The sequence below is a fragment of the Dyella caseinilytica genome (genome assembly GCF_016865235.1).
GTDB classification, from domain to species: Bacteria; Pseudomonadota; Gammaproteobacteria; order Xanthomonadales; family Rhodanobacteraceae; genus Dyella_B; species Dyella_B caseinilytica.
In genome coordinates, this window is the sequence record NZ_CP064030.1 from 37,384 (window position 1) to 58,903 (window position 21,520).

Genomic DNA, 21,520 nt, shown 5'->3' on the forward strand with positions numbered 1-21,520 from the left:
GATAGCGCCACGAGTGCATCGAAGGGGGGCGTATGAATAGCAATAGCCACGTGAATGCGCAAGCAGTCAAGCAGGTGGAATTGGAAATTATCCTGGGCGGCAATGGTCGCACTAAGGATGGTGATCCGGCCATTTGGGGCTTGGCTTTGTCGGGTGGAGGCATACGCAGCGCAACGTTTTCGTTGGGCGTACTGCAAGCACTGGCAAAGCTCGACCTTCTACGCGGATTTCACTATCTATCAACCGTTTCGGGTGGTGGATACGTGGGGGGCTTCCTGCAAGGACTGATTCGCCGCTGGGGCGGCGATAAAGCTTTCGATGTATTGAAGTCAAGTGTGCGCGACTTTGCAAAAAGCGAAGATCCGGCAGCCGAAACAAATGATCCGGATGGAGCTATTAAGCAAGATGCTATAGACAATAATTCCACGAGCAAATCCAAAAAAGAAAGCGTTTTCCGTTCTGAAAAAAAAGTTGCGAGTGCCGACACACTAAAGCCTATTCTTCATTTGCGCGAATACAGCAATTATCTAAGTCCACGAAAGACTGCGTTGTCCGGCGATACCCTTGGAATGATAGGCACATACGTTCGCAACGTTGTCCTCATCCAAATCCAGCTTTGTACGCTTCTCTTTGCATTTAGCTTAATGCCGCTCTTTCTTTATCCATGGATAGAGAAGGCAACGCATTATCCATCGTGGTGCCTGATGCTTGCAGCCGCGACGGGCTTGTCAGCGGCCGCGTTGCTTGGAGTGGTGACTACTCGCACACCACGTGCGACATTGGTTAGAAAAAGCCGTGGACGATTGAATTTATTCCGTGGCAAAAAGCGATCCATGCATGCGCGTACCGAAGGCGTGCTGGACAAAACGGAACTTCCCCGCTCTGGGGTCAAGGGGAAGGCAGCTGCCATTATTTGGCTGCTGGCATTTTCTGCTGGACTCGCAGCCATAGGTTTTCGAGGGCTAAAAGACGGTGGGTGGAACAATGCGAGATTTCTAGGCAATGGCGAACTGTTTCTCTGTACGTTCGTACTTTACGTGGTGGCCTGGATAGCATGGATCGTTTACGACGAATGCGTGCGTGGACCACGCAAGGGGGAAGATGCGGAGGACAGATGGCCGCGTATTGCCCGGTTGCTCTTTACCGCCATGATCGCAGGGGCGTTTGTTGGAATGGCTGTGCTGGTGTTGAGGCACGTCATTACTGGATGGAGGGATGGCTGGGGTTTATGGAAGACCATCATCTTTGGTCCCAGCCTGGTCCTAATTTCCATAGAGTTGACTGGCATCATCCACCTCGGTTTGGCGGGGAGACAGCTTAGCGAGCTGCAGCGGGAAGTTTGGGCGCGCGTGGGTGGAAAGGCGGCAGCGTTGGTCGGACTTGGGTTGGGGTTGTCGCTGTTCCTCATGATTTACGGCGCGTGGCTGTACCGATGCTACATACCAGGCACGAATCACTGGTTGACAAGGACAGCGTGGGGAAGCGCCATTGCATGGATCCTGACGACAGGATCGGGCGTGATGGCTGCTTATACTCAGCGAGGGGGCGATCCGGGAAAACTCCGGCGCATACTGGATGTACTGGCGCGCATTGCGCCGTGGGTATTTCTTCTCGGCCTCATCATTGCCATCAGTACGATGGCGCAACACGTTGTCATCAGTAAACCGGACTTGCGCGCCATGTCTACTGTGCATGGCGTGGCGCATCACATACGGGCCGATGCGTACCTGGCAAAGCTCGATCACAACCTGAGAGATGAGCTAATGAACGTTGCGGTAGGCGTTGCGCTCGTAGCAGGAATAGGCGTGTGGATCCTGATGGGGTACCTGATGGATCTCAACGAATTCAGTATGAATGCCTTTTATCGAAACCGCCTGGTGCGCTGCTATCTTGGTGCGAGCAACAAGAAAAGAAACCCAGAGCCGACAACAAACTTTGATCCGAACGACGATATCATGCTGAACGATGTCGTTACGGTAAAAGGCGGAAATAGCGAGCGTCCTCTGTTTCCGCTCATTGGAACAACGCTTAACTTAGTAGATGCCAAGCAACTTGATTGGCAAAGTCGAAAGGCCGCCTCGTTTTGCTTTACGCCTAACTACTGCGGATACATTCCACCTCCATCGCATCCCAATTCCGAACCGGTAGGCGACATAGAGTTGGTAGCCCCGGACACCGCGTCGATCATGACCCTGGGCGAAGCAATGGCTATTTCCGGTGCGGCCGTAAGCCCCAACATGGGCTATCACAGTTCGCCGGCTGCTACTTTTTTGCTAACGCTGTTCGATGCGCGGCTCGGTTGGTGGTTACCTCATCCTGGCTTAAGGCGAAAGGGGGACTTCGCCAAGACTTTTTATGGCTCCTGGTTGATAAAGGAGATGCTCGGTCTAACCCGTGAAACGGGGAAGTTTCTTTACCTCTCAGACGGTGGGCACTTTGAAAATCTAGGCATCTATGAACTGGTGCGGCGCCAATGCAGATTCATTCTTTCAGTTGATGCGTCAGCGGATTCAGATAGGGAATTCGAAGATCTTGGTAATGCCATACAGAAGTGTCGTATCGATTTTGGCGTTGAAATAACCATCGATGTTTCAGGGCTGCGATGCAACGATCATAGGCAGTCACTCGCAGGTTATGCGGTCGGTACGATCGACTATGCAAACGGGCAATTTGGCACGCTGCTTTACATCAAGCCAACCCTTACTGGAAAAGAGCCTGCCGATATCGCGTACTACGCGAAGTCCCATTCCACTTTTCCTCATGAGCCTACTTACAACCAATTTTTTGATGAGGCACAGTTTGAAAGCTATCGGCGACTTGGCAGCTACATAGCAAACGAAGCGCTTCAATCGGTCAAGCAGCGCGCCGAGGCCGATATATCAGATGGCACGTCAAAAGTGCCCGAAAAAATTGGTGTAACCGATTCGGTGCTGAAGGAGAGAATCCTTGTCGAACTCGAAAACAATTGGGAGCACCATCACAAGAAGGCTGCGGGAAAATCCGTTACGCATCTAGAGGCGATGTCCAGGCTGTTCGGGGAGCTGCGTAGGAATCCGGCTTTATCTCGACTGGACAGGCAGTTTTATCCTGCGTGGAACGATCGTCTGGCGAATCGCCTGTTCGGATCTCCTGCTCGCAGTGCAAACGGCGCGCAAGTCAGCCAGCTTGAGCTGCATGATGAAGACTTCCGCAAAAGCTTCTATTTCTGCCAGGAGCTGGCGCATCTGATGGAGTCGGTGTATCACGATCTTGATTTGGAAAATTTCTCTGAGCACATCGACAATCGGGGATGGATGAATACATTCAGGCAGTGGAGTTGGTCTCCCATATTTCGCATGGCCTGGGTCATTGGGTCACCTACCTATGGCCGCCGTTATGTAACGTTTTGCGAGCAGAAATTGAATCTACCGCGATTGGTGGAAGTGGTAGAGGTCAGAGAGGAAGGAAGGGTGGACGGTGAGACTTGGATCAAGTATTGCCGTCGTTTGCACCGGGAAAATTTCATCAATGAGTTGGAGCAGAGCATCCTTGTAGACAGTCCCGTTGTTAGTGGGCAGGACAAGAATTTGAAACTGTTCATGCTACGCATGAAATGGGAAAAGATATTGATTCGTTCTCACGGGAAGCAGCTTTATACGACACTCGGAGTTGCAGTGCTGAGTGCTCGAAGCATCGTGATATTTCGCGTGCAAGACCATTTGAGGCGTCTCGGATTAGCTCCTAAGTTCATGGAGCTTCTGCTCGAAAGTGCCAAACATATTGCCGATGTGAAAATTACGAGTGGGCGTTATGGATTGCTCGGGGAATACGATGAGCAGGCCGCAGACTGCGGGCGGAGGCGTGTGAGTGAGTTATTGAACATTGCGAAGGCCTATAAAGGTTCTATCCATGAAGGGGATGAAAAAGGGGCGTTTGAACACGAAGAAGCAGAATATCCACCCGGTTGATGGTGGAAGAGCATGAAGAAGCAGCAATAAACACATATGTCCCCGTTCGCGATTGCGTGGCAGCAGCAATGGTGACAAGTGTCGGTGCCCACCTGCGTAGGGCACCCGGCGGGTTCGATTTAGGTAGATTCCACTGCTGCGTGGCGTCGATCACGATGTCGGTAGAACATCAGCCCAATGCCGATCAGCAGTAACGAACCGCCGACGACCTTGAGCAGGAACAGGCCGGGATGGGGATCGCCAGCAGGTGGAATCATGGATGTGACGATGGCCAGCAAGGTCACCGCGAAGCCGCTAAGACCCACGATCCAGCAGCCGGTGGCGTTGAGTGGCGCCAGTCGGACACCTTCGCTACGGCGCGCGCTGCGATGGCGCAGCACCGGAAAGGCAAGAAAAATATACGTCAGCGGCAGCAGCGACATGATCACCGTCATGTCGATGAGGATGATGTAGGCCTCGTGGATGGTTGAACCGGAAAGGGCGGCCAGCAGCATCAGCGAGGTCAGTACGCCTTGAATGAGCAGCGCCATGTAGGGTGTACCGTGCCGCGGATGTAATCGCGCCAGTACGACCGGCAGATAGCGGTCGACCCCGACGACGAAGGGCAGGCGTGCCATACCTGTCAGCCACGCGCCGATGGTGCCGATCGAGCCAAGCGTCACCAGCATCGCAGTCAATGGACCGAAGATGGGCAGACCGATGCGATCGGCAATGGCAGACAGCGCCTGTGGAATGCCGCCGATCACGTCGATGGTCGAGGCTGGCAGCGCGATCAGCAGCGATGCGGTGCCAGCGATATAGATCGCAGCAATGGCTATGCAAGCGATCAGCGTGGCACGCGGAATTTGCCGATCCGGGTCACGAATTTCGCCGCCAAGAACCGGCCCGAGTTCCAACCCTTGGAAAGCCAGTGCGATGGTGGCGAAGGTCGAAAACGTAGCGAGCTGGCGAAAATCAGGCATCACATTGGCGGCAGTGATGCGTGTTGCCGGACCAAAGCGATATAGCGCGACGGCGCCAGCCACCAAAATGAGCGCACCGGTCGCCCAGGTCGCGACGCCACCGATGTTCTGCAGCCACTTGGCGCGCTCCAGTCCGAGCACGCTGAGCCATGTTGCCGACCACAGCACCAGCATGGCGTAGATAAGGTTGTAATGGCTGTCGTCGGTATGCGAGAGCCAATGCGCGCCGCCGATATGCAGAAAAATGCCAGCGCTGAACAGCAGCATGGACGGAAGATAAGTGATGTTGGAAATCCAGTACGTCCAGCCGGTGACAAAGCCATGCAGGTCGCCAAACGCGGCCTTCGACCAGAGATAAAGGCCACCTTCGCCCGGGACGCGTGAACTGAGTTCCAGCACGGCCAAAGCCAGCGGCAGAAAGAAGCCGATTAATCCAAGCAGCCACAGCACCAGGCTTGAAGGGCCGATTTGCGCTGCGACGGATAGCCAGCGCAGCGCAACAATCGCCGCGATGTTGAACAGCGCCAGATCCCATGTGCCGAGTATGCGGCGCAGGCCTGGCCGGATTTCAACCGCTGCTATATCTGCCATCGTCTGCCCCCGCCGATGCCACCCAAGTGCTGGCCAGACTAGCGCATGTGCTACTCGGAAAGGGTCCGATCAGATTCCTACTCGCCAAGAACCTCTGGAAAATCCGATCGACGGCGATTCCCCGAACGAAGCCGAAGCCATCGCCGCCGTGATAACCATCTTCAGCCGCCGATATCGCGCAGCCGCTTGCCGCTGAGCAGATTGCGTTCGATCTGCTCCAGCGTCACACCCTTGGTTTCCGGCACCAGCCAGAAGGTGAACCCGATGAACACCAGGTTGAGCACGGCATACAGCCAGAACGTCGACGTATGGCCGATGGTGTTGAGCAAGGTGAGGAAGGTGGCGCCGACAATCATGTTGGCAATCCAGTTGGTAAACGTGGAGCAGCCGATGCCGAAGTCGCGACCCTTCAGCGGTTGCACTTCCGAACACAGCGTCCAGATCAGCGGACCGGCGGACATGGCGAAGCCGACGATAAAGGTCAGCAGCATGACGACGGTGAACAACTGTTCGGCATGCGAGGGCGTGCCAATGCGCATCATGCTGCCCACCACGCCCAGGCCGATCGCCATCACCGTAAAACCCGTGTACAAAATCGGCTTGCGACCCCAGCGATCGATCAGGCCGATCGCGATAAAGGTCGCCAGCACATTGGTCAGCCCTACGATCGCGGTGAACCACATCTGGGAGTGCGTGTTGTAACCCATGTCCTGGAAGATGCGCGGTGCGTAATACATCACCACGTTCATGCCGGTGAACTGCTGCATCAGCTGCAGCAGCACACCCAAGGCCACCGAGCGGCGGAAGTTGCTGTTCTCCAGGAACAGGTGCCAGCCGCGCTGCGGGGTGCGCAGCTGTTCGCGGATATCGCTCGCTTCGCGCTGTACTTCCTCGGGATTGCCGCGTAGACGCTGCAAGACATCCAGCGCTTCCTCTTCACGCTGGCGCATCATCAGCCAGCGCGGGCTGTCAGGCAGGAAGAACACGCCAAACAAAAACAGGATGCCCGGAATCGCGATGATGCCCAGCATCCAGCGCCAGTTGCCGCTGTAGCTGAAAGCGGTGTCCGAAAGAAATGCCACGAGGATGCCAATGGTGATCATCAGCTGGTAGAGCGACACCATCGCACCGCGGATGTACTCCGGTGCGACTTCCGCGAGATAGAGCGGTGCGGTGAACGTCGAAATGCCGATCGCGAGGCCCAGCACCACTCGCGCTGCGATCAAGGTATAAGGCGACCAGGAAAATCCGCACAGCAACGATCCCACCACAAACAGTACCGCACCCAGAATCAGGGATCGTTTGCGGCCCAATGCGGCGGACATCCAGCCGGCGAGCAAGGCACCTAAAGCGGCGCCGAACATCATGCCGCTGACGATCCACTCGATCATGTGATCGGAAATCTTGAAGTCCGCCTGGATAAACTGCGTGGCGCCGGAAATGACGCCGATATCCAAGCCGAACATCAGGCCAGCGAGCGCGGCAAGCACACACGTAAATACCGCTGTGGCTTTGGCGTGGGTGGCTACAGGTGCAGCAACTGCATTCATGGATGACTCCCCAGTCGGATGCGGCGCGTGGATGCCTTGGTGGGCAACTTCGAATCAGCGGCGCTGAAAGAAGGCCGGCTCATACAGGCCGGCCAGCAAAAAGTGGTTCGGGCATACCCGTGAAGGGCACATCGACGGCAAACAGTCCGCCCGCATACGGATCCTGCATCAGCGCCTCGGCCGATAAGCCGTCACGTGCGCTGGTGATGTAAAGGGTATTCAGACGCTCTCCACCAAAGGCGATGCGCGTCGGTTGCTTCGTCGGCACGCTGATCACCAAGTCTTGCTTGCCATCCGGCGTATAACGCACCACGCGGCCGGCACCCCACTCGGCGTTCCACAAACCGCCGTCGCTATCGACCGCGGAGCCGTCCGGCTCGCCTTGCTGGTGCGAAAGATCGATGTGTATCCGCTGATCGCCCACGTGCTCGCCGTAGTGGCAGCGACGCACGATACGGGTCATCGAGTCGCAGTAATACATGACGCTGCCATCGGGGCTGAAAGCAATGCTGTTGCTGATGGCGACAGACTCCAGTGGCAGCTTTTCCAGGGTCAGATCCGCATGCAATCGATAGAAGCCGCCTGCGGCGTAGCGCTTTTCACCGGTCGCCGGTTCGTGCAAGGTGCCGAACACGAAGCGACCTTGCCGATCGCAGGCACCGTCATTCAGGCGCGTCGGCAGCTCGGCTTCTACGTCGGCGATGCGGACAAGTCTGCCGCTCTCCAGGTGGTAGAACGCCAGCCCACTCTCCAGGCCCAGCAACAGCCAGTCGGCGTCTTCGCATAAGGCAAACGAAGCGAGCCGCTCGGGCATCGACCAGTGGCGCGTACTGCCGTCGGCCGGATGGAATCGCCACAGCACGGACTGATGAATATCGGTCCAGTACAGTGACTGGCTGCGTACACACCAGGTCACACCTTCGCCCAGCGTATTGCGTGCTTCCAGCGCCAGCCTGGCGTGAAGGCTCATGACCAGCCGCCGTCGACGACGAAACTCTGTCCGGTACACATGCGGCTGTCATCGGCTGCCAGGAACAGCGCTGAGCGGGCAAGGTCATCCGCATCGAGATAGCCAGGCATGCATTGCTTGCGGCGGATTTCCTCTTTACCGGCGTCATCCAGCCATAGCAGGCGCTGCTTTTCGGTGATCACCCAGCCGGGCACGAGCGCATTGATGCGGATACGGTCCTTGCCCAGTTCCCGTGCCAGACCGTTGACCAGCCCATGCACCGCCGACTTGGCCATCGCGTACATCGGATACCCGGCGTTCTTGATCATCCAGCCGGTCGAACCCAGGCAGATCACCGAGCCGCCGCCAAGTTCGCGCATGCCAGGTACTACGGCCTGCGTCGCGAAGTATTGATGACGCAGATTTACGCCAATGCTCTGCTCGAACTCCTCCGGCGTGGTGTCTTCCAGCCGGTGGCGGCGATCGTTGGCCGCATTGTTGATCAGTGCGCTGATCGTGCCGATTTGCGCCGTAGCGGTGGTGATGGCTTTCTGCAGCGCCTGCACGTCAGTGACATCGCAATGTACGAAGACCGGCTCATGACGTACACCGGAGATCGACGTGCGCAACATGGCGGCACCCTTCTCATCGATATCGAGAAAGGCGACGCGTGCACCTTGCTGCGCAAAATGCGCGACAAAAGCAGCACCGATGCCGGTGGCGCCACCGCTCACCAGTACGGCGCGATCGGTCAGACTTGGATAAGTAGCAAACGAAGACATGTCGGATCTCATCAGAGGAGGGCGCTTACCATTCCGCCACACTGCCGTCGTTGTGACGCCAGATCGGATTGCGCCAGCGATGGCCGACCGCGGCGCGTTCGGCGACGTAAGCTTCATTCACTTCGATGCCCAGCCCTGGTCCGCCAGGAATGGAAACATAGCCGTTCTCATAGGCAAACACGCTACGGTCGGTCACGTAATCGAGCAGGTCGTTGCCGGCGTTGTAGTGAATGCCCAGGCTCTGCTCCTGGATAAAGGCGTTGTGGCAGATCGCATCCAACTGCAGGTTGGCGGCCAGCGCAATCGGGCCGAGCGGACAGTGCAGCGCCAGGGCCACGTCGTACGCCTCGGCCATCGTCGCGATCTTGTGCGTTTCGGTAATGCCGCCCGCGTGCGAGGGATCGGGCTGGATGATGTCCACGCCGCCCATGGTAAACACGCGCTTGAAGTCGTAACGCGAATACAGCCGTTCGCCCAGCGCAATCGGCGCTGGCGAGATCGATGCGAGTTCCGGAATCGATTCCAGGTGATCGGAGAGGATCGGTTCTTCGATAAACATCAGCTTGAATGGCACCAGTTCGCGCATCAGCACCTTGGCCATGGGCTTGTGCACGCGGCCATGAAAATCCAGGCCAAGACCGATATCCGGTCCGACTGCATCGCGCACCGCCTGCACGTTTTCCAGCACGCGCTGCACCTTGGCGTGCGTGTCGACAAAGTGCATTTCCTCGGTGGCGTTCATCTTGACCGCGGTGAAACCGCGCGCGACAGCTTCCTTCGCCGCCTTGGCCGTATCCGCCGGACGGTCGCCGCCGATCCACGAATACACGCGAATGCGCTCGCGCACCGGGCCGCCGAGCAAACTATGCACCGGCACGCCAAGGTGTTTGCCCTTGATATCCCACAATGCCTGATCAATACCAGCGATGGCGCTCATCAATACCGGACCGCCGCGATAGAAACCGCCGCGGTACATCACACTCCAGTGATCTTCGATATGGCTTGGATCTTTGCCAATCAAATAATCCGATAGCTCATCGACGGCAGCCGCGACCGTATGCGCGCGGCCTTCCACGACCGGCTCGCCCCAGCCGCTGATGCCCTCATCGGTATCGACGCGCACGAACAACCAGCGCGGTGGAACGAGGAAAGTGGTGAGACGCGTGATCTTCATGCGGAATGTCCTAAGAGCTTCCAGGCTTGTGCAAAGGCAAGGGCGCGGCGGCCGATATCGTCCGCATCGCGACCGGGAACATAGAGGGCTGAGCCCAGGCCGAAGCCGTCGGCGCCAGCGGCGACATAAGGCGCCATCGATTCGGGTGTGATGCCGCCAACCGGCAGCACAGGGATAGTGCGCGGAACGACGGCACGCCACGCCTTGAGCACGGTCGGTCCCAACTGTTCGGCGGGAAACAGCTTGATCGCATCAGCACCAGCGTGAATCGCCGCAAAGGCTTCCGTTGGCGTCGCGACACCGGGTACGCAATACATGCCAGCACGTTTGGCTGCAGCGATGATGGCGGTGTCGGCGTGTGGCATCACGATCAGGCGACCGCCTGCGGCGGCAATCTGCGCCACATGTTCGATGTTCAGCACCGTGCCTGCACCGATCAGGCAATGATCCCCCAGCGCTGAAGAGAGCAAGCGGATGCTCTCCAGTGGTTCCGGCGAATTCATGGGTACTTCGATCACCCGGAAACCTGCCGCGCTAAGCGCGCGGCCTGCGTCGGCGGCTTCTTCCGGACGTATTCCGCGAAGGATGGCGATCAGGGGAAGCGGATCCAGCCATGTGCGGATCATGTGTCTGCTCCAGCGTAAGAATGAAGAGTGGCGTGTTCCAGCAGACCGCCGGCCGAAGCGATTCGCCACAATCCCTGTGCTGCGGCATCGTCAATCACCGTCGGCGGTGCGTGACCGAAAATCGCAGCGGCAACGATGTAGCGCTGGCACAGCGCAGGTTCGCCGATCAAGCAAAGCGGCGCAGCCTGGATTTGACGCAGTGAGGCGATGCGGAACTCCTCGCCGATCAGCAGGCCGGACACGAAATCCGGTAAGTCGTCGGCAGCGAGCTGGCCGGCAAGCATCAGTGCGCGCACCGAGAACAGACAGCCGAAAACGCCCGATGCGCCACTGTCTTTCACCGCGCGCACGCCACGCGCAAAGGTTTCTTCGCAGAACGATCGCTCCCGCGCCAGATCAATGCCCGCACCCAGAATCGAGTGTTTCATCAGCAGGGCGTAAAGCTCACCGGTCATGACTGTGTCGAACGCGACGATGCGGCCGCCGTTGACGGTGGCCCATTTGCTGTGCGTGCCGGGCAATACGAAACAGGCGTCAGCCTGATATTCCGGTCGAAGCGTGAGCGCGCCGACAATCTGAGTCTCCTCGCCGCGCATGACGTCGGCCGGTTCCTTTCGATGCAAGCCAGGTGCGATCCACAAGGCATGACTGGTGCAAGCTTCGACGCGCAGCATGCCGTGTGCAATCGCGGCGGCGTCGGCGGGCAAATCGAGATAAGGCACTTCACGCCAGCCTTGCCGACTGCCGACCATGCCTGCCGCCACGATCGTGCAGGGAGGCCAGCCAGAGGTGATCGCGCGCAGTGCGGACGGAAAGCCGCCTTCCGGCAGGTGGCGAATGCCCCAGGCATGTTGCCGCGAAGCGATCACCTTGCCATCGCCATCATAGAGGTAGGCACGCAAGCTGCTGGTGCCCCAATCCAATCCGATCAGTTGCGCGTGCTGGCTCATGCGGACTTCCTGGCGCGAGGTTTGCCGGTAATGTGCGCGCGTGAATCCAAAATCATTTGCAGCATGGCGCGGCGAGCCACTTCAGGCTCACGTCGGCGAATCGCCTCGTAGACCTTGCGGTGATGAGGCAGCGAATATTTGAAGTCGCTGCTCTTGCGTGCCGATAGTACGAAGTAGGAACCAAGCGCGGTTTCCACCACGGAGAACAGCGAAATCATCAATTCATTATTGGTGGCCAACAGCACGGTTTCGTGAAACTCCAGGTCCGCGACGGCCCATTCATCGGTGTTGCGTGCAGCTTCCATGGCCTTGTAGGCCGATTCAATGCGTTCGAACTGATCAGCATTGCAGCGGCGAGCGGCGAGTGCCGCCGCGGCCGGTTCAAAAATCTCGCGCATTTCCACCAGCTTCTGCACGAAATCCGCAGTCGGCATCGAGGCGCAGCGCCATGCCAGCACGTCGGCATCAAGTTGCTGCCAATAACGCTCTTCGCGCACGCGCGTACCGACTTTCGGCCGCGCTTCGATCAGTCCCTTGGCGGAAAGCACGCGCATCGCCTCGCGCAGGGCCGTGCGGCTCACCGCCATCTGTTCGGCCAGCACCTCCTCGCGCGGCAATGCCTCACCCGGAAGCAGCGCGCCGCTGACGATGCGCACGCCGAGCTCCTGGATGACATGACCGTGCAGATTGCGGGCGTTCGCGGCTCTCATGGGTGGGTCGGCCTAGTTGTCATACCGTCTGCTTATCTCACGTGCTTTCGCTGTCACTGCGTGAATGTCCGGGCGTTGGAATCGTTCGATGCAAAGGGTGCGTCATGGTGTTGTCGCAACATGTTGCGTCACGTAAAGCCTGTCGTATCTTGCCTGGATATAATCATACAATATGGTTAGCTGGGAATGGCCAAGCAGGCCCTGATTTCGTAAGGGACGGGCGCGAATTTCGTAACGCGCGCAGTGGGTTTGAGGGGGACATATAGGCGTATCGCGTGAACGCGGGCGCAGGATGACGCAGCGAGTCGTGGGCTCCGGTTCCGTCGGACCTCATGGCTGCCCATGCCCCTACCGCTGTCATAGAGCTTCACCCCGCTATCGGGCCGTCCTGCTGAAATGCGATGGGATGCCGGCGCAGCGGCATCAGCCTTGCCGCATATCGAGCACGCTGAAAACGAATCGACGCCGCAAAACGGCCTGCGGTTGGAGCATCGTCATGCCATGAGCCATTGGGCCTCCGGGCAAATGCACGGCATTGATAGGGTGATCGGTCGGTTCGAAACAAAAGAAATCACCGCCCGCTGGCGTGTAAAGCACGAAGGCATCCACATCGGCCATCACCTGCAAGCCGAGCTGCAAAGCTGGCCAATGGATCAAGGCATCCCCCGTCCATGCCTGAAAAGCGTTATCCACACCCTGGTCCGGCAGTGCGCGCTCGCTCCGGAAGTCCCAATGCGGAGGAACCGTAATGCGTTCAATGGGCAGGGGTGTCTGGCCGTCATTGGTCCATACCTGCGATGCTGGCGCGAGCAGACGGGTGTTGCCATGACGAGGAAAAAAGGGATGCAGACCGAGCCCGAACGGCATCGCTGTCGCCCCGGTATTGGTGACCGTCAGATCGATCTGCAGCGCATCGCCGTGCAAGGCATAGTGCAAGATCGCGGTGTAGCAATAGGCAGTAGCAGAAGATTCCTGCAACGATAGACGAGCTTCGCTAGCTGTATGCGACTGCACCTGCCACGCGCGTTGCCAGCCGCTGCCGTGAATGGGCCACGGCTCGTCGTCGCGATTGCGTGCCAGTGCAATCCAACGTCCGTCCACATGGAAACCACCTTCGGTAATGCGGTTGCTCCATGGCACCAGCGGATAACAGGATAGTCGGTTGGGGTCGATGTGAACGCCATGCTTATCTGGCAGATGCTCGCAACGGCGCATCAAGGGAATCGGTTCGCCTCGCCCGTGCCAGTCGAAGCCGGCGACACCGCCGCCGGCTTCGGGCAGGATCTGCACGCTGAGCGCTGGGTTCTCTATCCGTAACACCGATAGCTACTCATTCGTGGCGAGGCCAAGGCGCAGAGGGATCAGGGCCCTGCGCTCCGCGTACAGGGATCTCAACGTTGGCTGATGCGGTACATGACGGTGGCGTGCGCCGGCAGATGGACCTTGATAGAGCCGTCGCCTGTCGTATCCGTGTGCGCCCAAAGATCGCGCAGACGATATTTCGCAGCGTTCTTCAAACCTATTTCACCCGCGGCCACGCTGACGTCGCGGGCAGCATCACCCTCGTTGAACACGGCAACAGCTTCGCTGCCATCCTTGAGTGGCTTGACGATCACATGGATGCCATCGGCGTCGCGTACCTGTTTGCCTTGTATGCCAAGCGGATCCTGATCCACCGCGATCACCTCTTTGTTGAGCAGGATCTGCAGCGCATCCGGCTTGATCGTGCGCAGGTCGGTGCCGATCAGCAGCGGCGCGGCCATGATCGACCAAAGACTGAAATGACTGCGATATTCGACATCCGTCATACCGCCATTGCCCACTTCCAGCATATCCGGATCGTTCCAATGGCCGGGAGTGGCATAGTGGTCGAGCACCACGTTCTGCTTGAAGTTCTTCAACATCGAGGCGTAGCTGTCGCTGATGTCGCCCGTAGTACGCCACGAACCGGCACTGACCGGCGGCTTGCCGGCCCACAGCCAGGGTTTGTTCTCGCCCCATTCGCAGACGCTGTAGAAGATCGGCCGGCCGGTTGCGCGCAAGGCCTCGGCCATCGCGGTATAGCGTTGTTGCGCATCGACCTTCTGGTTGTTGCAGTTGTCGTACTTCAGATAATCCACATCCCATGACGCAAAGGTCGCCGCATCCTGCTTCTCATGACCAAGGCCACCGGGAAAGCCGCGATTTTCCTGCAGCGGTTCGCAGGTGGAAGTGCCGGCGCTGGAATACAGGCCGAACTTCAGGCCCTTCTGGTGAATGTAGTCGGCCAGTGCTTTGATGCCGCTGGGAAAGCGCTTGGGATTTGGCTGCAGCTGACCGTTCTGGTCGCGCTGCCAATTGGCCCAGCAATCATCGATGTTGACGTAGCGGTAGCCGGCATCGCGCAATCCGAGACTGATGAACTTGTCGGCAACACCGCGAATCATCTTCTCGTTGAATTCGTCGCGGCAATGGGTGGAGTTCCAGTTGTTGAAGCCCATTTGCGGCAACGTCGGTGCTGCCTGATCTGCCAGCGCAGATTCAGAGCCACCAAAGACAGCAAGCATGATGGCGATGGGTGCGGCGGCACGCAGCAAACCTCGAGGTAAACGGTTCATCGATGTCTCTCCACTGAAATGAAACGGGGCAGGGCAGTTATCGGAACTGTCCTTACCTCGCGTTGGCGATGCGCAAAATTTCAAACGAACAGAGCGAAACATGCTCAGGGTACCGTCACGGTGGTTGTGCCCAGTACGGGATGGTTCAACGTATTGAGCATGGGCTGGCCTTCTACGAGCAGATCCAGAACGATCAGCTGATTACCGTGAGGTTTCAGCCATACGCCAGGCACGTACAGCGTTTGTTGCGGGCCGATGCTCCAAGTACGACCCAGCGGATGTCCGTTGAGCCAGACAAAGCCCTTGCCCAGACCCTTCGTATCCAGGAAGGTATCGGCCGAAGCATCGCCTGAAACGGGTGCATCGAAGTTACCGCGATAGAAACAGGGCGCATGTTGGCATGCCGCGTTGGTGTAATGCAGGGCCTCGCTGTCGTTGAACGGCAGCGAATAAATCTGCCAATCCAGCAAGGGTTGGCCGTGCAGGGTGACGCCGCCCAAGATGCCCTTGCGCTCCGTGCGCATCTTTTCACCGAAATTGATGCGCCCGTCGTTTTGCACCAACAGATCCAGCGTATCGCCCTTGGCCAGCTTCACGGGCAGATGGTCCTGCTTCAGCCGGCGATCGAGCGTGCCGATTCGCTTGCCGTTGACGTAGATCTGGGCATAGTCGTGCAGGCCGTCGATGTGCAACTGGCCGGCAAAGTCAGCGGTCACTCGCTTGCGGTAAAGAATGTCCCCGTAAGCCTGCCCAAGCGCCTCCATGGTCTCAAGTGCATGCGAAGACGTCGGTGTAGGCAGCGCATCCCATAGCGATACCGATTCATCCAGCTTGATGCCTTTAATCGCCTGGGTCGGCGGCGTTGCGGGTACTGGTGGCGGAGTCGCGCCGGTCGCCTGGATGATCACCTTGCGCAGCGCGTCGTACTTCGGCGTGGGCCGTCCGCTTTCGTCGAGCGGGCTGTCGTAGTCGTAACTGCTGACATCGGGTTGATAGCTGTCGTCATCCCAATTGGCGCCATTCATCCAGCCGAACGATGTGCCGCCATGGAACATGTAGAAATTGACGGAGTAGCCTTGTTGCAGCATCCAGGCCAGCTCGGAGGCGACCAGCTTGGGATCGGATACATGGTGCGGGCCGCCCCAATGATCGAACCAGCCGACCCAGTATTCGCCGGCCATGTAGGAGCCGGTGGCCTGCCAGGTATGCAACTGCGCGAATTTCTCGCGCGCATGGCCGACGCCGAAGTTGATCACCTTGAGCAAGTCGGGCAGCGAACCCGGCTGTTCGGCACTGTCGGACGTGTAGAACAGCGACGTGTTGAAACCACTGTCGATCAGGCTTTGGCGAATCTGTTCCAGGTAGGCGTTGTCATGGCCAAAACTGCCGTATTCGTTTTCGACCTGCACCGCGATGATGTTGCCGCCGCGGGCAAGCTGCAGTGGCGCAAGTTCCTGGCCCAGGCGATGCAACCAGCGCTGCGCGGGTTGCATGAACCTTGGATCGGTACTGCGAACGGGGATGTCGCCGTCCTTCAACAGCCACGCCGGCATGCCGCCAAATTCCCACTCGGAGCACACGTAGGGGCCGGGGCGAAGGATGACGTACAGGCCCTCCTGTTGTGCTTCCCGGATGAACTCGGCGACGTCGTTCTGGCCACTGAAATCATAATGGCCGGGCACCGCTTCATGCGCGTTCCAGAACACGTAGGTGGTGATGGTGTTCAAACCCATCGCCTTGGCCATCTTCAGGCGCGCGCGCCAGTACTCGCGCGGAATGCGTGAATAGTGCATGTCACCGGCAATGATGCGGAATGGTTTGCCGTTGAACACAAACTGGCCCTGTTCGACGGCAAGCCCGCTTGCTGCAGTAGCCGGTGCGGCAAGTGCATGGCCAGACAGCAACACACTCAGTCCAATGCCTATCGAAATACTTTTCAACACCTTCATCGAAATCCCTTGCATTGAGCAGCCGATGTGTCGGCATTCAATCGATACGTCCGGCAAGTCATACCGGACGTTAATCGTGCGTGGAACAGGTCCTTATCCAACGACGTAACTCAGAAAGTGCCACGAACACCGACGGTATACACCGTGCCATCCGCCTCCGCGTAGAGGAAGCGATTGGGATAAACGGAGTAATCGTAAAGGTGCGACTGGGTCAGGTTGGTGCCGGATACGAACAGCGAAACGTGATTGTTGAGCCTGTAGCTGGCGCTCAGATCCAGTTCGCCGTAGTCCGTCCGGGTGACCGGCTGTGCGCCTGATCCGTAGGCAATGCTCTCCAGATATTTTCCGCGCCAGTTGTAGGCCAGGCGCACCTGCCAGCGTCCTTTTTCATAGTAGCCACTGAGATTGGCCGAATCGCCGATGCCCGGGACGGCGAATTTGCCGGACGTGCTGATCGTGCTGGGACTCAGGTCCGCGCTGCTTTTGACGTGGGTGTAATTGAAGGCCATGCCCAGGCCATCGAACGGTGCCGGCAGCAGTTTGGCGAACTGATAATTGAAGGTCAGTTCTTCGCCGTAGATGTTGGCCGAGTTCAAATTGATCGGCTCGCTCAGCGACCAGGTCTGGCCGAGGAAATCCACCGGCGTACTGACGATCGTGCTGAAGTTGCTGACCTTCTTGTAGAAGGTTTCAACCGACAGATAGCTGACGTCGTTGATGTACCACTCCAGGCCCGTGTCGTAGTTGAGCGACGTATAGGGCTGGAGATTGGGATTGCCCTGGGTGATCGTCAGCGATTCCGGGCGCGTGCCGAAGCTCTTGTTGTAATACAGGTTGTTCAGCTCAGGTGGCGTGAGGGTCTTGGAAAGCGCAAGGCGGTAAATGAGATTGTCGAGCAGGTTGAGCTTGAAGTTCATCGACGGCAACCACTTGTGATAGCCACCGTAAGCGGTTTGCGGTTGCAGCGGTCCGTAGGCCACCTGGCTGGCGCTGCTGTCGTTAGGGTCGACGTAGTAGCTGATCGGATTCTGGAAGATGGCCTGCGATTCCGAGTCGACGTGCACGTAGCGCGCACCGACATCCAGCGTCCAGGGCTTCTCCCACATCGTGCCTTCGAACACCGCTTTGGCGAATGCAGCCTTGTCGGTCTCTTCCACCTCGTTGAAGCTGCCGGGATTGACCTGCGGCCGCAGGCTTCCATATTGGGCAAGAGCAGCAAGCAGCGCCGCGCGCTTATCCGGCGTCAATTGGTTGTACGCCGCCGGGGTGGCTAGCCAATTGAAATAGGCGATAGGGTTATATTGAATCCATTGGCTCGGCAGTCCGGGCTGCGACACACCGCTGATCGGTGCAGGCGGCGTGTAGACGTAAGCGCCAACCGCACTGGCAGGAACGGATACGGCATAGCCGCAGTACGCATTGCAGAGGATGCTTTCTGGCGTGACCCACTGCACCGATTTGTTGTATTGCCGGTTTTCCTGCACACCGAATTCAAGTGTGGACAACGCGCCGCTGTCAAAACTCTTGCTTAAATTCAGCTGGTACTGGGTGATGCCATCTGTGACGTTGTTCGATTGGCCGCCCCAGCTGCAGCAATGTGCATACAGATCATCCAGATTGGTGGTCGATATGATGTTGGTGTAACTGGGTGGTTCGTTGTCGCCGTTGTTGGTCCAGGTCGGATTGGTGCCGTAATTTCGCGCACCGATCACCGTGAAATAGCTTTGCGGGCTTTCCTTGTCCCAGGCTTTGGAGTTGGATACGTCCAAGCTGATCACGGTTGACGGATCGAGGTCGAAAGCGAGATTCAACCCGTTCTGTATCATTATTTCATTGCTTGGGTTGTAGTCGACGACATAGTCATTGGACATCACACCGCTGTCCTTTCGCACGTAGTTCAAGACGGTGTTGTTGGCATCCGTGGTCAGTGACTGGATGTCACTGGCATTGCCGTACTCACCGAATTCGTGCTCCAAGGGATCGACGCGATAGCCCGCATACAAGGTGTCGAACTTGACGGTCAAACGATCGATCGGGCGCCAATCGATCGCGCCGCTGAAACTCTTGCGGGTGCGTTCTTCAACAACCACGTTGTTAGCCAGCGTCTCAGGGATGGCGACGTGTGTGTAATTGGGATTGCTCAATCCGGAAAGCTGGGAAATGTTCTGGTTGGCGTACCAAGAATTCGCCTGCGTGTTTATCTGGGTATCGTCGCGCTTGTAGTACTGCACGGAGGCGAGCCAGCCGAAGGTATGGTCCGAATTGGTCCAGCCGGTGAGGCCCGACACCTTGGGCGTGGTCTTGCCGGCCCAGCTGCCGGTCAGATTGGCGTTGACGCCAGCGGCGCTGCCGGTCGCGTGATAGCCGTTGAAGTCCAGCGGGCGCGCGGTTTGAATATCCACCACGCCACCGATATCCACTTCGGGGATGTCGGCCGAAGATGTCTTGTTGACCTGCGCGACGCTGATGATGTCCGCTGGAAGCACGTCGAAATCGAACGCGCGTGTACCGGAAGCCGTAGCCATCTGGCGACCGTTGATCGTCACGGCGACGAAATCGGGGCCGAAACCGCGGATGGCGATCTGGCTGGATTCGCCGCCGCTTCGATCCACTGACACGCCGGGCACGCGCTGCAAGGCGTCGGCGACATTGGGATCAGGGAATTTGCCGGTTTCTTCGGCGGAAATCGAATCGACGACGTTGACAGCGTCCTGCTTGATCGACTGCGCCTTGCGGATCGCGGCGAGCTGGCCGGTGACGCTGACTCCGCTCAGGTCGGTCACTTTCTTGTCGTTGGTATTTTTCTTGCCATCGGCCGTCTGGCCATTTCCGGCAGGGGCACTCTGGGTTGATGATGCCGATGCGGAAGTGCCGGCGGCTGATGCTGCCGGGCTTGTCTGGGCGAGTCCCTGTGCGCTGTAACCAAGCAGGCAGGCGCCCCCCAACATTGCTAGCGCCTGATACACAGAGAACGTCAATTTATTTCGTTGCATGGATTGCCCCTGGATGCGTAATGCTTATAGACATGTACGTCACGACAACCATGGCACCGTGCGGCGCCATATCGATTTGCTTCGATTGAGTCACGCCTACCCCGTCAGTCGCGCGGCTCAAGTGCCACCCTCTCCCGGTGGCCATTCGTAAACCGTGTTCTGAAGCAACCCGAAGAGAAGAGTCAGTCGGCTTTGCCGACGCTCCGGATGGTTCCCCAGCCTTGCTCATCCAATAGTAGTATTATTGGATAATAATATTCTCGTACGAGACGACAAGCTGCAGCGCAGCATTGATTCGTCCCTCGGTATGTCAGATCAGCGCGATGACGACGCGCTCACATTGAGCGACTCGGACACGCTTGGATGACGCATCATCCTGTCGTGGCACTTGCGTGGCAGCTTGAACCTGAGACCGCGGGCATATGAACATACCGATCTCGGCATGGTTGCAATGATGTTCACTGCCATCATCATCACGTCTGGTTTTCAAATTCGTGCAGCCTTTTGGCTTCATGCTTGGTCTTTTAGGGGATGCATTTAGATGAAGCGCACTGTTCTGTCGGGTTCTTTCTGTATGGTCATGACGGTGTTGCCCGCGGCCAGCGTGCAGGCAGCCCAGGCCACCCGTGCATCGTTTGGCCATACGGCCGACGGCCAGGATGTCGAGATCGTGACATTGACCAACGACCGCGGACTGCAGGCGCGGGTGATGAGCTACGGCGCTTCGCTGCAATCCCTGCTGGTGCCGGACCGCAACGGCAAGCTTGCCGACATCGTGCTCGGCTACGACGCTTTGCAAGGCTATCTGGATCATCGGCAGTACTTCGGCGCCACGGTTGGCCGCTATGCAAATCGCATCGCGCACGGCAAGTTCACGCTGGATGGCAAGAACTACAGCCTGACGCTCAACGACGGGCCGAATTCACTGCACGGTGGCGCCAAGGGCCTGGATATGCAGGTCTGGAAAGTGACCGACGTCAAACAGGGGCCCAATGCGAGCGTGACCCTGGAATACGTGAGTCCCGATGGCGATCAGGGATATCCCGGTACGTTGACGGTCAAGGCGACCTACACCTTGAGCAACGACAACGAGCTCAAGATTGCCTACGTTGCCACCACTGACAAGCCGACCATCGTCAATCTTTCCAATCACACCTATTGGAACCTTGCCGGCGAAGGCAGCGGCACCGCGATGGACCAGGTGCTGACGATTCCTGGTAATGCCATCACCACGGTGGATGCGCAATCGATACCGGACGGGCACGTCGTACCGGTAGCAGGAACGCCCTACGATTTCCGCGTGGGTAAACCGATTGGCCGTGATATCGGCGATGGTCATTCGCAGCAACTGCTCTTCGGCCATGGCTACGACATGAATTGGGTGCTCAGCCACAAGGAAATCGAGGCGCGCATGGTGGCGCGCGTGATGGATCCGCATTCCGGGCGTGTGATGAGTCTGTGGTCGAGCAAGCCGGGCCTGCAGTTCTACTCAGGCAACTTCCTCGATGGCACCACTGTCGGCAAGGATCACCATATTTATCGTCAGGGCGACGCCTTCGTGCTGGAGCCGCAACTGTTTCCGGATACGCCCAATCATCCGGATTTCGGTTCCGCGCGACTGGCGCCCGGCGAGACGTATAGAAACACCATCGTCTACCGCTTCGGCACCGACAGCGGGCGCAATGACATCAAGTGAGCGCCGAGGTGCTGCGCCTATCAGTTGAGGCCGTCTCGTGTGCA

General features: G+C 58.1%; 14 protein-coding genes. 2 read left to right on the top strand and 12 right to left on the bottom strand.

Annotated elements, in window-relative coordinates; all coding sequences use genetic code 11:
• The first annotated feature begins 32 nt into the window (after nt 1-32).
• Entirely contained in the window at nt 33-3,947 is a 3,915-nt protein-coding gene (locus tag ISN74_RS00170; protein WP_203546671.1) for a patatin-like phospholipase family protein, read from the top strand.
• A gap of 119 nt (nt 3,948-4,066) precedes the next feature.
• On the opposite strand, the gene ISN74_RS00175 is transcribed toward ISN74_RS00170, so the two are convergent.
• The 12 genes from ISN74_RS00175 to ISN74_RS00230 all read right to left on the bottom strand — a co-directional run bounded on the left by ISN74_RS00175 (nt 4,067) and on the right by ISN74_RS00230 (nt 19,780).
• Nucleotides 4,067-5,500, bottom strand: a complete 1,434-nt coding sequence (locus ISN74_RS00175) for an APC family permease (protein ID WP_188796204.1) — start codon at nt 5,498-5,500, stop codon at nt 4,067-4,069.
• A gap of 161 nt (nt 5,501-5,661) precedes the next feature.
• Nucleotides 5,662-7,050: a sugar porter family MFS transporter gene (locus tag ISN74_RS00180; protein ID WP_188796206.1), complete on the bottom strand. Its 1,389-nt coding sequence runs from the start codon at nt 7,048-7,050 to the stop codon at nt 5,662-5,664.
• Nucleotides 7,051-7,129: 79 nt separating this feature from the next.
• Nucleotides 7,130-8,020 carry an SMP-30/gluconolactonase/LRE family protein gene (locus ISN74_RS00185; protein ID WP_188796208.1) on the bottom strand — a complete coding sequence of 297 codons (891 nt, stop codon included), beginning with the start codon at nt 8,018-8,020 and terminating at the stop codon, nt 7,130-7,132.
• Nucleotides 8,017-8,781: an SDR family NAD(P)-dependent oxidoreductase gene (locus ISN74_RS00190; protein ID WP_188796210.1), complete on the bottom strand. Its 765-nt coding sequence runs from the start codon at nt 8,779-8,781 to the stop codon at nt 8,017-8,019. The genes ISN74_RS00185 and ISN74_RS00190 overlap by 4 nt, the downstream gene beginning before the upstream one ends.
• Nucleotides 8,782-8,806: 25 nt before the next feature.
• Nucleotides 8,807-9,955 carry a galactonate dehydratase gene (gene dgoD / locus ISN74_RS00195; RefSeq protein ID WP_188796212.1) on the bottom strand — a complete coding sequence of 383 codons (1,149 nt, stop codon included), beginning with the start codon at nt 9,953-9,955 and terminating at the stop codon, nt 8,807-8,809.
• On the bottom strand, nt 9,952-10,581 hold the full coding sequence (locus ISN74_RS00200) for a 2-dehydro-3-deoxy-6-phosphogalactonate aldolase (protein WP_188796213.1): 630 nt from the start codon (nt 10,579-10,581) through the stop codon (nt 9,952-9,954). Before ISN74_RS00200 ends, dgoD begins: the two co-directional genes overlap by 4 nt.
• On the bottom strand, nt 10,578-11,531 hold the full coding sequence (locus tag ISN74_RS00205; protein ID WP_188796215.1) for a 2-dehydro-3-deoxygalactonokinase: 954 nt from the start codon (nt 11,529-11,531) through the stop codon (nt 10,578-10,580). The genes ISN74_RS00200 and ISN74_RS00205 overlap by 4 nt, the downstream gene beginning before the upstream one ends.
• Complete coding sequence (locus ISN74_RS00210; protein WP_188796217.1) at nt 11,528-12,241, bottom strand: FadR/GntR family transcriptional regulator; 714 nt, start codon at nt 12,239-12,241, stop codon at nt 11,528-11,530. The genes ISN74_RS00205 and ISN74_RS00210 overlap by 4 nt, the downstream gene beginning before the upstream one ends.
• 423 nt (nt 12,242-12,664) lie before the next feature.
• Nucleotides 12,665-13,561, bottom strand: a complete 897-nt coding sequence (locus ISN74_RS00215) for an aldose 1-epimerase (RefSeq protein WP_203546672.1) — start codon at nt 13,559-13,561, stop codon at nt 12,665-12,667.
• A 71-nt stretch (nt 13,562-13,632) separates the two neighbouring features.
• A complete protein-coding gene (locus ISN74_RS00220; RefSeq protein ID WP_203546673.1) occupies nt 13,633-14,838 on the bottom strand; it encodes a glycoside hydrolase family 27 protein in 1,206 nt (401 codons plus the stop codon).
• 104 nt (nt 14,839-14,942) lie between these two features.
• Nucleotides 14,943-16,787, bottom strand: coding sequence for a glycoside hydrolase family 35 protein (locus tag ISN74_RS00225; RefSeq protein ID WP_188796219.1), 1,845 nt, complete (start codon nt 16,785-16,787; stop codon nt 14,943-14,945).
• A gap of 110 nt (nt 16,788-16,897) precedes the next feature.
• A complete protein-coding gene (locus ISN74_RS00230; RefSeq protein WP_188796221.1) occupies nt 16,898-19,780 on the bottom strand; it encodes a TonB-dependent receptor in 2,883 nt (960 codons plus the stop codon).
• Between the two features lie 541 nt (nt 19,781-20,321).
• On the opposite strand from ISN74_RS00230, the gene ISN74_RS00235 reads away from it, so the two are divergent.
• Nucleotides 20,322-21,476, top strand: coding sequence for an aldose epimerase family protein (locus tag ISN74_RS00235; RefSeq protein ID WP_188796223.1), 1,155 nt, complete (start codon nt 20,322-20,324; stop codon nt 21,474-21,476).
• Nucleotides 21,477-21,520: the final 44 nt, after the last annotated feature.

What these genes read in the sequence shown, in the direction of transcription:
- ISN74_RS00205 (WP_188796215.1), bottom strand. Translation starts at nt 11,531, where the DNA reads ATGAGCCAGCACGCGCAACTGATCGGATTGGATTGGGGCACCAGCAGC.
- ISN74_RS00235 (WP_188796223.1), top strand. Translation starts at nt 20,322, where the DNA reads ATGAAGCGCACTGTTCTGTCGGGTTCTTTCTGTATGGTCATGACGGTG.
- ISN74_RS00200 (WP_188796213.1), bottom strand. Translation starts at nt 10,581, where the DNA reads ATGATCCGCACATGGCTGGATCCGCTTCCCCTGATCGCCATCCTTCGC.
- ISN74_RS00225 (WP_188796219.1), bottom strand. Translation starts at nt 16,787, where the DNA reads ATGAAGGTGTTGAAAAGTATTTCGATAGGCATTGGACTGAGTGTGTTG.
- ISN74_RS00230 (WP_188796221.1), bottom strand. Translation starts at nt 19,780, where the DNA reads ATGCAACGAAATAAATTGACGTTCTCTGTGTATCAGGCGCTAGCAATG.
- ISN74_RS00190 (WP_188796210.1), bottom strand. Translation starts at nt 8,781, where the DNA reads ATGTCTTCGTTTGCTACTTATCCAAGTCTGACCGATCGCGCCGTACTG.
- ISN74_RS00175 (WP_188796204.1), bottom strand. Translation starts at nt 5,500, where the DNA reads ATGGCAGATATAGCAGCGGTTGAAATCCGGCCAGGCCTGCGCCGCATA.
- ISN74_RS00185 (WP_188796208.1), bottom strand. Translation starts at nt 8,020, where the DNA reads ATGAGCCTTCACGCCAGGCTGGCGCTGGAAGCACGCAATACGCTGGGC.
- dgoD (WP_188796212.1), bottom strand. Translation starts at nt 9,955, where the DNA reads ATGAAGATCACGCGTCTCACCACTTTCCTCGTTCCACCGCGCTGGTTG.
- ISN74_RS00220 (WP_203546673.1), bottom strand. Translation starts at nt 14,838, where the DNA reads ATGAACCGTTTACCTCGAGGTTTGCTGCGTGCCGCCGCACCCATCGCC.
- ISN74_RS00210 (WP_188796217.1), bottom strand. Translation starts at nt 12,241, where the DNA reads ATGAGAGCCGCGAACGCCCGCAATCTGCACGGTCATGTCATCCAGGAG.
- ISN74_RS00180 (WP_188796206.1), bottom strand. Translation starts at nt 7,050, where the DNA reads ATGAATGCAGTTGCTGCACCTGTAGCCACCCACGCCAAAGCCACAGCG.
- ISN74_RS00170 (WP_203546671.1), top strand. Translation starts at nt 33, where the DNA reads ATGAATAGCAATAGCCACGTGAATGCGCAAGCAGTCAAGCAGGTGGAA.